This window comes from Streptomyces kronopolitis, from assembly GCF_014646275.1.
Lineage (GTDB): Bacteria > Actinomycetota > Actinomycetes > Streptomycetales > Streptomycetaceae > Streptomyces > Streptomyces kronopolitis.
Window position 1 is genome coordinate 48,638 of the sequence record NZ_BMND01000037.1, and the last position, 11,888, is coordinate 60,525.

Genomic DNA, 11,888 nt, shown 5'->3' on the forward strand with positions numbered 1-11,888 from the left:
CGTCTACCCGGGACCAGGTGTGAAAGACAGTGCTGATCTTGCAGCGTGATATCGAAGTGAAACTCCTGCGCACTTTTGTCGCCGTGGTCGACGAGAACGGATTCGCCCGGGCCGCTCAGGCACTCCATGTGACCCAGCCGACCGTGAGCCAGCAGATCAAACGCCTGGAGACGATCATCCAGGCGCCGCTGTTCCAGCGCACCAAGCGCCCGTTACAGCTCACCCCCGCGGGGCGGGAGGTGATGGCGCACGCCCGCCGCGTCATCCTGCTCAACAACGAGGTGCTCAGCACGATATCGGCGTTCAGCAGCCAGGAATGGTTCAGCATGGGCTGCTCGGTGCACTTCGCCGACGGGCTGCGGACCATGCTCACCCAGCTCGCGGTGGAGCGGCCGCGCCTGCGCTGCGCCATGGCGACCGGCCTCAGCGCCGTGCTCGCCGACCAGCTCGCCCGGGGGGAACTGGAGGCGGCGGTGCTCCTGGGGACGCCCACGCCGCGCAGCGAACTCCTGGGGCGGCTGCGACTGGCCTGGTACGGGCAGGCGCTGCCCGCCCCGGGGGAGCGGCTGCCGGTGGCGCTGGTCAGCGAGCGCTCGGCGCTGAGCAACCGGATCATCGAGACGCTCGCCGAGCGCAAGGTCGCCTGGCACTCCGTCCCCCGGTGCTCCGACCCGCTGGCGGTGCGGGCCTCCATCCAGGCGGGACTGGCGTACACGGCACTGCCCGCCAACGCCCACCACCATCACCCCTCGCTGCGTCCCGCGCCGCCCGGCGCCCTGGGCCCCGCGCCGGAGCCGCTGCCCGTCTACCTGGCGTTCTCGCCGTCGGTGCGTGAGCCGGTCGTCGACGCGGCGCGCGCGGCGGCCCGTGCGACGCTCAAGGACGTTCCGCTGTCCCCTCCCTGATCGCCGCCCCGGACCGCCGTCCCCGCCCGGTCAGTAGGAGCTCCGGGCGGCCCTGGGTGCCGCCAGCTTCGGGCCGTAGGGCGCGGAGTCCAGCCAGGCCCCCGCCCGGCGCCCGGTGCCCGCCACGGCCGCGGCGACGCGCCGGCGGAGCCAGACCGACGGACGGTGGGCCAGCATGTGCTCCAGGGCGGCGCCGGCGCAGGCGCGGTTGTACGCGGCCGCTTCCTTCCGCTCCTGGGCGAAGCGGAGGATCTCCGCCTGGGCCGCCCCGGACGTACCGGCCGCCAGCGCCGCCCGTACGGCCCCCACCGCCCGGATCGCGTCCGGGATGCTGGAGTTCATGCCGCGGGCCCCGAACGGTGCGAACAGGTGCGAGGCCTCCCCGGTGAGCAGCACCCGGCGGTGGATGTCGGTGAAGTCGGCGGCCACCTGCTGGGCGAACCGGTACGTCGACACCCAGCGCACCCGCTCGCCGTACGCCTCGGGCAGCACCCGGGGTATCCAGCGGCGCAGCCCCTCCGGTGAGGTGAAGCGGTCCGGGTCGTCGTGCACCAGCAGGTTGAGGTCGACCCGCCAGCCGCCAGCGAACGGCACCAGCAGGACGTTGCGGCCGCCGACCTTCGGGTGCTTGTAGTGGAAGACCCGTTCCAGAGGCAGCGGGTGGGCGGGGTCGTCGTCGAGGTCCACCACCACGAAGGTGTTGCGCGAGCGCGGCCCCTCCAGGGGGATGCCGGCGGCGGAGCGCAGCGCGGAGCGCGAGCCGTCCGCCGCGATCACATGGTCCGCCGCCCACTCGCCTCCCGTGGAGTCCACGAGCCGCACGCCGTCCGGGGTGCTCTCGGCGGACCGCACCTCCACGCCCCAGTGGAACTCCACCCCGCGCTCCCGGCAGGCGGCGGCCATCAGGTCCTCGGTGCGCACCTGCGGAAGGCTGGTGAACGGGGGCAGCCCGGCGCGGCCGGCCGGCGGGTAGGTCCGGGTGTAGATCTCCTCGCCCGCCCAGTACGACCGCTTCGTCGCCCACATCAGACCGCGGCCGGCGATCTCGTGGCCCAGGCCGGGGGCGACCTGTTCCAGTTCGCGCAGCGACGTGCCGTGCAGGTAGGCGGCGCGGCTGCCGGGACGGACCGCGTCCCGGGCGCGCTTCTCCAGGACCACCGCGGGCAGCCCGGCCGCGCGCAGCGCCAGTGCGGCGCTCAGCCCGGCCGGACCGGCGCCGACGACGAGTACCGGGTGGCGGTCCGGGCGGCCGCCGGTGGTGGCGCTCATGCGTGGTCCTCCGTCGCGAGGTGCAGGATCCGGGGGGTGAAGGAGACGATGCGGCCCGTGAGGCCGCCGGTCAGCGCGGCGTGCCAGACCGCCGTGGGCATCTCGGTCACCTCCCGGCGCAGCACCACCTCGCGCTCGGCGGTGGCGAGTTCCAGGTAGTCGCCGACCGCGCGGACGTCCATCCCGGCGGCCTCGGCGGTCCGCACCACGGGCGCGAACTCCGGTACGGCGGGCACATATACGGCGAGCGTCACGGCCCGGTCACCTCCTTGTCGTCGCGGACCCGCGCGGCTTTGCGTACCAGCTCCGCCTTGCGCACCAGCTCCGCCTTCCGCTGCCACAGCGCCTGCGCGCCGGGGCGGGGGGACTCGGCGACGTCGGCGAGCGCGCGCAGCGTCAACTCCGCGTCCCGCGCGTCGAGCGCCGACATCGTGCGCAGCGGCCGGGTGATCTCCAGCTGGAGGCCGTTGGGGTCGTCGAAGTAGATCGACTCGATCAGCTCGTGCGGCAGCGGCGGGGTGACCCGCACCCCGTGCGCCTTGAGGCGGTCCCGCCAGGCCAGCAGCTCCTCCTCGGTGTCCACATGGAAGGCGAGGTGGCGGGAGCGGTGCATGAGGTCGCTCGGCGGCTCCTCCTCGGGCAGGCCGAAGTAGTAGAAGAACGCGATCCGGTTGCCCTTGCCCATGTCGAAGAAGAAGTGCACGAAGTCCGGGTAGTCCTCGGTGACCCAGCCGGTCGCGGTGATCGCGTGCACCAGCGGCATGCCCAGCACCTCGGTGTAGAACTCGCAGGTGGCACGCGGTTTCCAGGTGACGAAGGCCAGATGGTCGACCCCTGCCACCCGCGGGCTCGGCGGGCCGGCCGGTGGACGGGCGGACGGTGAGGTGAGGGTCAATGCTCCTCCAGAGAGCAGGGCGGCCGCCGGCCGCGCGTCGGAAAGCTGTCGGAAAGCCGTCGGGAAAGCCGTCGGGAAAGCCGTCGGAAAGGGCTCAGCGCGCCGCGGACGGGGACCGGCCGCGCAGCCCCGTGCCGGCGACGAGCGCGCCGACGAGCAGGCCGAGGCCGCCGACGACCAGCGCCCAGCGGGTGCCGGCCGCCGTGGACGAGGACAGGTTGAGGATCACGCCGAGGACGGCGACACCGAGCGAGGCGCCGACCTGGCGGGCGGAGTTGAGCGCTCCGGCGCCGATGCCGGCCAGCTCGGCGGGTACGGAGCCGGCGACCCCGGCGACCAGGGCCGGCAGGGCGAAGGAGACACCGAAGCCGAAGGCCAGCAGGCCCACCACGGTGGCGACGAGCGCCCCGGCGGAGTTCTGGGTGAACGGCGCCTGGATCAGCGCGCCGGCGCCCATGAGGACGAAGCCGAGGGTGGCCGGGCGCCGCGGCCCGATCCGGCCGACCAGCCGCCCGGTGTAGATCGGGTTGAAGGCGGTGGGCAGGGTCAGCGGCAGGAAGGCGAGACCCGCGGCGAACGACGAGTAGCCGCGGCCTTCCTGGAAGAACAGCGACAGCGCGAACAGCAGCCCGGACAGTCCGAAGTTGGCGAGCAGTCCGGCCACCAGCGCGGAGGAGAAGCTGCGGCTGCGGAACATCCGCAGCGGCAGCATCGCCGCGTCGCCGGAGCGCCGCTCCGCGACGACGAAGACCACCGCGGCGGCCGCCGCCAGCGCGAAGCCGCCGAGCACCCCGCCGGCCGTCCAGCCCTTGTCCGGGCCCTCGATCAGCGCGTACACCAGCGCGGCCAGTGCGACGACGGCGCTGAGCTGGCCGGTCAGGTCCAGCCCGCTGCGCTGCTTGCGCGCGGTCTCCGGGGCCAGCCGCGCGGTAATGGCCCAACTGGCGAGCGCCAGCGGCACGTTGATCAGGAAGATGGCGCGCCAGCCGACGGTGTCCGTGAGCATTCCGCCCACCAGCGGCCCGGCGGCCAGTGCCGCGCCGGTGATCGCCGCCCAGGCGCCCACCGCGCGGGCCCGCGCGGCGGGGTCGGTGTAGGAGTGGACGATCAGGGCCAGGGAGGACGGCAGCAGCAGCGCGCCGGCGACGCCCAGGGCCAGCCGGAGCACCACCAGCACGCCGAGCGTCGTCGCGACGGCCGAGACCCCCGACAGCACCCCGAACGCCACCAGCCCCCAGAGGAAGACCCGGCGGCCGCCGAGGCGGTCGGACAGCCAGCCCGCGGTGAGCAGCAGGGCGGCGAAGGTGATGGTGTAGCCGTTGGTGACCCACTGGAGGCCGCTGAGGCCGGTGTGCAGATCGCCGGCGATGGCGGGCAGCGCCACCGAGACGATCGTCATGTCGAGCAGCACCATGAAGTAGCCGAGGGAAAGCCCGATCAATAAGGTGCGCGAGGGCTTTCCGGTGCGCTTGGGTGCGGCAACGGAATCCCGCTCAGGTTCCGCCTGTGTCGTCATAGGAATTCTCCTCCGTTTCGGAATCTCTGCTTTCGCGGCCCGCGCTGCTGGGGGCGGCACAATCCATTCAACCGGAATCGGAAGGGGAATTGAGGGTGGTGACGACGGGGATGGCCTATGGGTACCATCGGCCCAGCCGATAGGTCAGCCAGGGGGGCGGCACAATCGTGGAGCTGCGGCATCTTCGTACGTTCGAAACGGTGGCCAGGACGCTCAGCGTCACGCAAGCGGCCAAGGAACTGCACTACGCGCAGTCCAGCGTCAGCGACCAGATCCAGGCGCTGGAACGCGATCTGGGGGTCGAGCTGCTCGACCGGTCGCAGCGCCGGGTGCGGCTGACCCCGCAGGGAGTGGCGCTCGCCGCGTACACGGACAAGATCCTCAAGCTGCTGGAGGAGACGCGCTGGGCGGTCTCCCGGCCCGGCGCGGAACTCGCCTTCGGCGCCCTGGAGACCCTCTGCCGCCACCTGCTGCCGGAGGTGCTCGCGCACTACCGCTCGCTGCATCCGCAGGCGCGGGTGCGGCTGGCGCAGGACAACCGCGGCGAGCTGTACAAGGCCGTGCGCCGCGGCGACCTGGACCTGTGCCTGACCTTCGGCGACCCGCCGGACGACGCGAGCCTGCGCGCCGAGACGCTGGCCGAGGAGCCGCTGGCGGTCATCGTGCCGCCGGGGCACCATCTCGCCGGCCGCGGCGAGGCCGGTCTCGAGGAGCTGGCCAAGGAGCCCTTCCTGGCCACCGAACGGGGCTGCGGCTTCCGGGAGATGTTCGACCGCGCCTTCGGGGCGGTGGCGGCGAAGGAGCCGGTCGCGGAGGTGTCCAGCATCGGCACCCTCGGCGCGTGCGTGGCCGCCGGGATGGGCTGCGCACTGCTGCCCCTGACGGCGGTGCGCGAGCAGGCGAGCCGCGGCGAGGTGGCCCTCGTGAAGGTCGGCGACACCGATCTGCACACGACCGTGACCATGACCTGGCTGGACCGCAACTCCGCGAACCCGAACCTGATGGGCTTCCAGACCGTGCTGCGCCGGCAACTGGGCGGCTGACGGCGGCGGGCGGCCGGTCACCGGTCGCCCTCGCCGGCCACCGGCACGGGCGGCCGCGGACGGGGCGGCAGCGGGATCGACGCCAGCCGGTGCCGGGCGATCTTGCCGGTGACCGTGGTCGGCAGCCGGTCCACGACCACCAGCTCCTCGGGCAGCTTGTACGTGGCCAGCCCCTTGCGGGACAGATGCCCGGTCACCTCGTCCAGCGTCAGGGCGGCGCCGGCGCGGAGCGCGGCCAGCAGGCAGGAGCGCTGCCCCAGCCGCGGATCGGGCCGCCCCACGATCGCGTGCTGCGCCAACTGCGGCAGATCGCCGAGCAGTTCCTCCACCTCCAGGGCGCTGAACTTCAGCCCGCCGCGGTTGATCAGCTCGTCGGCGCGGCCCCGGTAGCCGACCGAACCGTCCGGGTGGAGGACGGCCAGGTCGCCGGTGCGCAGCCAGCCGTCGGGGGTGAGCGCGGCCCGGGTCAGCTCCGGCGCGCCGTGGTAGCCGTGGAACAGGAAGGGGCTGCGGTACTGGAGTTCCCCGGTCGCGCCCGGCCCGGCGCGGCGGCCCGCGCGGTCCACCACCCTGACCTCGCCCCCGGACACCGGCCGCCCGATGGTGGACGCCGCTTCGGGCGGATCGCCGGGACGGGTGAAGGTCCCCGCGCCGATCTCCGTCATCCCCCACTGCACGACCAGCCGCGCGCCCAGCGTCCGCCGCACGTCCCCGGCCAGCTCGCGGGGTACCGGGGCGCCGCCGGTGCGCACCTCCCGCAGCGCGAGCGGCGGATCACCGGCCTCCGCATCGTCCGCCAACAAGGCGACCAGATCTCGTAGTTGGGCCGGGACGAGGAACGCCGTGGTGGCCGAGGCGTCGCGCAGGGCGCGGGCGAACCGCCGCGGATCCCACCCGTCGAACAGCCCGACCCGGCCGCCGGTGACCAGCGCCAGATGGACCGAGAGCAGCCCGAAGGCATGGCTGAGCGGGCTCGCGGAGACCAGCGTGTCCCCGGCTCCCAGGCCGCCGTCCGCCGCGACGGCCGCCGCGTTGCCGAGCAGGCCTTCATGGCTGTGCACACACAACTTCGGGCGCCGGGAGGTCGTCCCGGAGGAGGCGAGCAGCATCAGCGGGGCCCGCGGATCGCGCGGCGGCTCCGGCAGTACCCCGGGGGCCGGTTCGGGCGCCTCGTCCAGCAGCTCCGCGGCGCTCGGCAGCGACCCCGCGCCGGACGCCCCGCCGTCCCCCACCACCCACACGTGCCGCAGCGAGCCGCACCCCTCGCGCACCGCACGGATCTCCCCGACGCGGTCCCGGCCGCGGTAGGAACCCCGCGCCACCAGCGCGACGGCGCCGGCCTGGTCGACCAGGGACCGCACCTCGCGGGCGCCGTACGCGCAGTGCAGCGGCAGCAGCAGCACACCGAGCCGGGCGGTGGCCGCGTGCAGCACCACCAGCTCCCAGGAGTTCGGCAGCTGCGCCGCGAGGACGTCACCGGGCCGCAGTCCCCGCCCGTACAGCGCGCCGGCGGTCCGCTCAGCCTGGTGCAGGCAGTCGAGCCAGGTCCGCCCGGTCCCGCCGTCCCACACCGCCGGATCCGTCCGGCGGGCCGCGGCACGCGCGAGAGCGCCGGTGAACGTGAAAGCGGTCGTCGTCGATTCCGTGGGGAGAGCGTTCACGAAGAATCCTCCGTTCCGGGCAGCGGCGGAAGTCCTTGCCTTGCGCTGCCTCGCCGCACGGATTCTGGGCGGAATTCGCGCGGACGGTCCAGGGGAAAACCGATAAGAACTCCTGATACGCCGCACCGCCCCGGCCGCGATAACAAACGGCCGGTCCCGTGATGTGGGGGCGGTGCGCGGGCGTGCGGATAGGGGAGGACGCCCGCTGCCGATTGCTTTCCCCCGCCGACGTTCGGCCGCGCCGATGGATGTCGTCTGCACGGACGACGCTGGACCGTTCATTTCTGAACAACCGGCTGCCGGGGCCCGGACGCCACGCCGCGTGCCTATAAGGAAACTCAATAACGAAGCCCTGACCTCCGGTTGGGCATGCCCTCGTGAATCGTTCCGGCAGAGGTATTCGGCGACTCCGATGAATGCCATCGAGAAGGCCGAACGTGTCACGTATCCGCTGGTCAACCGCCTTGCCGGACCGAACTCCGGCCTATCGGAGCCGCCTGCTCCGATACCCGTCCGCCCAGGGCCTTGCCGGGCGCCGGAAAACCACCACAGAATTCCGACGGCCCCGATACAGGAGGTATCGATGTCCGTAGTCCGCGCTTCTCACGCCACAAAGGAAAGTGTGCGTTCCGCCGGCGAATTCCCGTCCGTGGACGGTGAATTACCGGTGGGCGGCGCATTCTCCGGCACCGATCTGCGGCGGCTGGCCGACACGATCCGCGACGCCCGCCGCGCGTCGGGCGCCCCGGTGTCGTCGCTGCTCGAACCGGCCCTGCCGGAAGGCGGGGCCACGTCCCTGACCGAGCGGAACTGCCGGTTCGACCACTGCGCCGTCCTGCTGTTCCCGCAGACCCTCGACGCGGGCCTGCGCCATCTGGAACAGTGCGGCCTGGCCCCGCTGCCCACCGTGCCGAGCACGGTGGTGCGCCGCCGGCTGAGCGCACGCCACGGCCTCGACCCGGAGAGCTGCGACGTCCACCTCACCCGGCTCCGGCTGGACCTGCCGGACGGGCGGCGCCACCCGGCGGTCGAGGTGTTCCTCTTCCCCCGCGACTGCGCCGCGTTCGACCCGCACCTGGCCGCGTCCGAGGCCGCGCACGGCTTCGAGGACCACACCGCGTTCGTCGTCGGCCGCCCGAGCCCGCCGCTGCTGGCGGACCTCGTCACCGCCTGGCGTACCGAGGCCGGTCTGCTGTGGGAGGGCGGCGGACACAACCCCCACGAGGGCCCCCAGGGCTCCACCGTCCTGTACTTCGTCCGCGCGCACGGGCAGCCCGCCCGGCGGCGTCGCTTCGAGCTGCACTGCCCCGGCGATCTGCGGGCCTTCCTCGACCGGATCCCGCTGGAGGCCGAGGCCGTACGCCACGCCTACCGGGAGTGGCGGCGCGCCGCCCCGGACGTCCCCGCCTGAGCCCCGGCCCGCGCTCCACCCAGTCCCTACCCACACCGGAGACCCCATGCTGCGCAACGGCACGCTGACCCCCAGGAACCTGCCGCTCACCCCCGAGCTCCACGACTACCTGCTCGACCAGGGCCGGATGACCCCCGACCCGCTGCTGGCCGAGCTGATCGCCCGCACCGGCGCCGCGCTCCCGCACCAGGCACACATGGTCGTCGCGCCCGAGGAGGGCGCCCTGCTGACCTTCCTGGTGCGGCTCCTGGGCGCCCGCCGCATCGTCGAGGTCGGCACCTTCACCGGCTACTCCGCGCTCTGCCTGGCCCGCGGCCTGCCCGCCGACGGCTCCCTGCTCACCTGCGACGTGTCCGCCGAATGGACCGCGCTCGCCCGCGACTTCTGGGACCGCGACGGCGTCGGCGACCGCATCGAGCTGCGCCTCGGCCCCGCCCTGGACACCCTGCGCGCCCTGCCCGCCGAGCCGCACCTGGACCTGGCCTTCATCGACGCCGACAAGCCCGGCTACATCGGCTACTGGGAGGAACTGGTGCCGCGACTGCGCCCCGGCGCCCTGCTCCTCGCCGACAACACCCTCTTCAACGGCGAGGTGCTCGCCGAGCAGCCCGGCGAAAAGGCCGCGGCCATCCGCGAGTTCAACGCGCACGCGCGCCGCGACCCCCGCGTCGAGCTGGTCATGCTGCCGATCGCGGACGGCCTGACGTTCGCCCGCCGACTGCCGGCCGGGGAGCCGCCGCTGCGCTGAGGCGCGCCCGCACGACACGAACCAGGCCGGCACAGGCCGGAGCCAGCACGCACACAGCGAACCGAACACGGGGGCCGGTATGCACGCAGCACCGCACGGCAGAACCACCCACACGACCCGACCGCCCGGCCACCCGCCGCGGCGCCTGCCCGACGGGCCCGGCGCCGGACCCGACACGCGCGCCGCCTGGGGCATCGGCTCGGCCACCCAGCAGCCGGACTGGCCCGACCCGGTCCGCGCCGCGGCCCTCGGCGGCGAACTGGCCCGGCTGCCCGGCCTGGTCACCTGGGAGGAGGTCCACCGGCTGCGGACCCTGCTCGCCGAGGCCGCGGCCGGCGACCGCCAGGTGATCCAGGCGGGCGACTGCGCCGAGGACCCGGCCGAGTGCACCCCGTCGGCGGTCACCCGCAAGGCCGGACTGCTCGACGCCCTCGCCGGGGTGATGGAGGCCGGCACCGGCAAACCGGTGGTGCGCATCGGACGGATCGCCGGGCAGTTCGCCAAGCCGCGCAGCGCCCCGACCGAAACCGTCGACGGCCTGACCCTGCCCGTCTACCGCGGCCACCTGGTCAACGCCCCCGAGCCCACCCCGACGGCGCGCCGGGCCGACCCGCAGCGGATGCTGGACTGCTACCACGCCGCGTCCCGCGCCCTCGCCTGCCTGCGGCAGCGCACGGACCCCCGGACACCGGCCACCGCCGCCCCCGTGTGGGCCAGCCACGAGGCACTCCTCTTCGACTACGAGCTGCCGCTGCTGCGCCGCACCACGACCGGCGAGACCCTGCTGACCTCCACCCATCTCCCCTGGATCGGCGAGCGCACCCGGCACCCGGACGGCCCGCACGCCATGATGCTGGCCCACGTCGCCAACCCCGTGGCCTGCAAGGTCGGGCCGACCACCCGGCCCGAGGACCTGCTCGCCCTGTGCGCCCGCCTCGACCCCGGCCGCGAGCCCGGCCGGCTCACCCTCATCGCCCGCATGGGCGCCCGGACGGCCGCCACCGCCCTTCCACCGCTGGTCGCCGCCGTCCACCGGGCCGGCCACCCCGTCGTGTGGCTGTGCGACCCGATGCACGGCAACACCCTCAAGTCCCCTACGGGCGCGAAGACCCGCCCGCTCCCCGCCCTCCTCACCGAGGTCCGCGCCTTCCTGACCGCCGTCACCGAAGCCGGCGGCACCCCCGCCGGCCTCCACCTCGAAACCACCCCGTACGACGTGACGGAATGCGCCTGGGACGACCCGACGGCCACCACTCCGCCACCCCGAGCCCCGGCCCAAGTCTCTTGCTCGGACAGCGATTTCACCGACAACGGGTCGCCCGAGTCCCCCGCCCCCGCCTCCCACTGCGACCCCCGCCTCAACCCGGCCCAGGCCGTCGAGGTGGCCCGCACCTGGGCGACACCCCCACCCCCACGCCCCACCCCCCGCCTGGCCGGCACCGCCCTCCACTGAACGACACCGGGCACCCACCACGACCCCGACAACCGCCACCCAGGCCGTACAGCCCACACGACCCGACCACGAAAGGAACGAACACCCATGACCGAAACCGTGATCCGCACCGACGACGGCACCTTCGCCATGATCAACGTCTTCGAGGTGGAGCCCGACAAGCAGAAGGAACTCGCCGAGGTGATGAGGGAGGGCGCCGACCGCTTCATCCGGCACCGCCCGGGCTGCCTCTCCGTCAACATCCTCACCAGCCTCGACGGCAAGCGCCTCGTCTACTACGCCCAGTGGCGCAGCAAGGCCGACATCAAGGCCACCATGGCCGACCCCGACGTCCAGCACTACCGCGACAAGGCCGCCGAACTCGCCAAGCCCGACCCCCACGCCTACACGGTCTACTCGATCCACCACCCTGAGGACTGACGCCCAGCCAGCCACCGGAGCCTGAAACGGGAAAGCCAGGCCGGACATGGTCCGGCCTGGCTTCTTCGTAACGTCGGTGGAGCCCTCGGCAGGCGGCTTGCTGGGAGCTGGTGCGGGTGCACGGTGTCCGCGATTTGCCCAGGAAGAGATGCCTGCGCTGGAGAGGCAGCTGTTGAGCTTGCCCCAGTTGAAGCCGAGGGCGGATATCTGCGGCTGCTCGGCGATCTCTTTCGCAAGAGCCGGTTCCGGTCCTGCGCGGGCGGCCGCACTGCGGTCGGCCCGAGATCGGGGGGCGCCCCGGCGGGGTCCGCAAGCCAAGACGAGGGCAAGCGTGGGGCCCGGGTCGGATGTCCACTCCGAACCGGGCCTTTGGTGTGTAACGCATGGTGAAACTGGTGCCCCCGGCAGGATTCGAACCTGCGACACCCGCTTTAGGAGAGCGGTGCTCTATCCCCTGAGCTACGGAGGCAGGGGCTTGTCGGAAACGTTGCCGGAAACCCCAGGGGGTCGCCCGAGCCGCTTCGGCAAGCGTGCTGGTCAGACGACGTGCACACGCCCGGTGGAGAT

General features: G+C 73.4%; 11 protein-coding genes and 1 tRNA gene. 6 read left to right on the plus strand and 6 right to left on the minus strand.

Annotation, left to right across the window (positions count from 1 at the left end):
* Window positions 1-38: 38 nt before the first annotated feature.
* The gene (locus IEY78_RS28580; RefSeq protein WP_189103120.1) at window positions 39-905 is read left to right on the plus strand and encodes a LysR family transcriptional regulator; all 867 of its coding nucleotides are present in this window, start codon (window positions 39-41) and stop codon (window positions 903-905) included.
* A 30-nt stretch (window positions 906-935) separates the two neighbouring features.
* Here IEY78_RS28580 and IEY78_RS28585 read toward each other — a convergent pair whose 3' ends face one another.
* From IEY78_RS28585 to IEY78_RS28600, 4 genes are all read right to left on the minus strand, one after another.
* On the minus strand, window positions 936-2,174 hold the full coding sequence (locus IEY78_RS28585) for an FAD-dependent monooxygenase (RefSeq protein ID WP_189103122.1): 1,239 nt from the start codon (window positions 2,172-2,174) through the stop codon (window positions 936-938).
* Window positions 2,171-2,428, minus strand: a complete 258-nt coding sequence (locus IEY78_RS28590) for a hypothetical protein (RefSeq protein ID WP_189103124.1) — start codon at window positions 2,426-2,428, stop codon at window positions 2,171-2,173. The genes IEY78_RS28585 and IEY78_RS28590 overlap by 4 nt, the downstream gene beginning before the upstream one ends.
* Entirely contained in the window at window positions 2,425-3,069 is a 645-nt protein-coding gene (locus IEY78_RS28595) for a VOC family protein (protein WP_189103126.1), read from the minus strand. The genes IEY78_RS28590 and IEY78_RS28595 overlap by 4 nt, the downstream gene beginning before the upstream one ends.
* Window positions 3,070-3,163: 94 nt before the next feature.
* Complete coding sequence (locus tag IEY78_RS28600; RefSeq protein ID WP_229700222.1) at window positions 3,164-4,585, minus strand: DHA2 family efflux MFS transporter permease subunit; 1,422 nt, start codon at window positions 4,583-4,585, stop codon at window positions 3,164-3,166.
* A gap of 167 nt (window positions 4,586-4,752) precedes the next feature.
* Between IEY78_RS28600 and IEY78_RS28605 the strand changes: the two genes are divergently transcribed.
* On the plus strand, window positions 4,753-5,628 hold the full coding sequence (locus tag IEY78_RS28605; RefSeq protein ID WP_189103128.1) for a LysR family transcriptional regulator: 876 nt from the start codon (window positions 4,753-4,755) through the stop codon (window positions 5,626-5,628).
* Window positions 5,629-5,645: 17 nt separating this feature from the next.
* On the opposite strand, the gene IEY78_RS28610 is transcribed toward IEY78_RS28605, so the two are convergent.
* Window positions 5,646-7,289, minus strand: a complete 1,644-nt coding sequence (locus IEY78_RS28610) for a class I adenylate-forming enzyme family protein (RefSeq protein WP_189103130.1) — start codon at window positions 7,287-7,289, stop codon at window positions 5,646-5,648.
* Window positions 7,290-7,956: 667 nt separating this feature from the next.
* Between IEY78_RS28610 and IEY78_RS28615 the strand changes: the two genes are divergently transcribed.
* The 4 genes from IEY78_RS28615 to IEY78_RS28630 all read left to right on the plus strand — a co-directional run bounded on the left by IEY78_RS28615 (window position 7,957) and on the right by IEY78_RS28630 (window position 11,321).
* Window positions 7,957-8,700, plus strand: coding sequence for a hypothetical protein (locus tag IEY78_RS28615; protein WP_189103132.1), 744 nt, complete (start codon window positions 7,957-7,959; stop codon window positions 8,698-8,700).
* 46 nt (window positions 8,701-8,746) lie between these two features.
* Window positions 8,747-9,448 carry an O-methyltransferase gene (locus tag IEY78_RS28620; protein WP_189103134.1) on the plus strand — a complete coding sequence of 234 codons (702 nt, stop codon included), beginning with the start codon at window positions 8,747-8,749 and terminating at the stop codon, window positions 9,446-9,448.
* Window positions 9,449-9,527: 79 nt separating this feature from the next.
* Entirely contained in the window at window positions 9,528-10,901 is a 1,374-nt protein-coding gene (locus IEY78_RS28625) for a 3-deoxy-7-phosphoheptulonate synthase (RefSeq protein WP_189103136.1), read from the plus strand.
* A gap of 87 nt (window positions 10,902-10,988) precedes the next feature.
* Window positions 10,989-11,321, plus strand: coding sequence for a putative quinol monooxygenase (locus IEY78_RS28630; protein WP_189103138.1), 333 nt, complete (start codon window positions 10,989-10,991; stop codon window positions 11,319-11,321).
* A gap of 393 nt (window positions 11,322-11,714) precedes the next feature.
* Here the strand turns inward: IEY78_RS28630 and IEY78_RS28635 are convergent.
* A tRNA-Arg gene (locus IEY78_RS28635) sits at window positions 11,715-11,790 on the minus strand.
* Window positions 11,791-11,888: the final 98 nt, after the last annotated feature.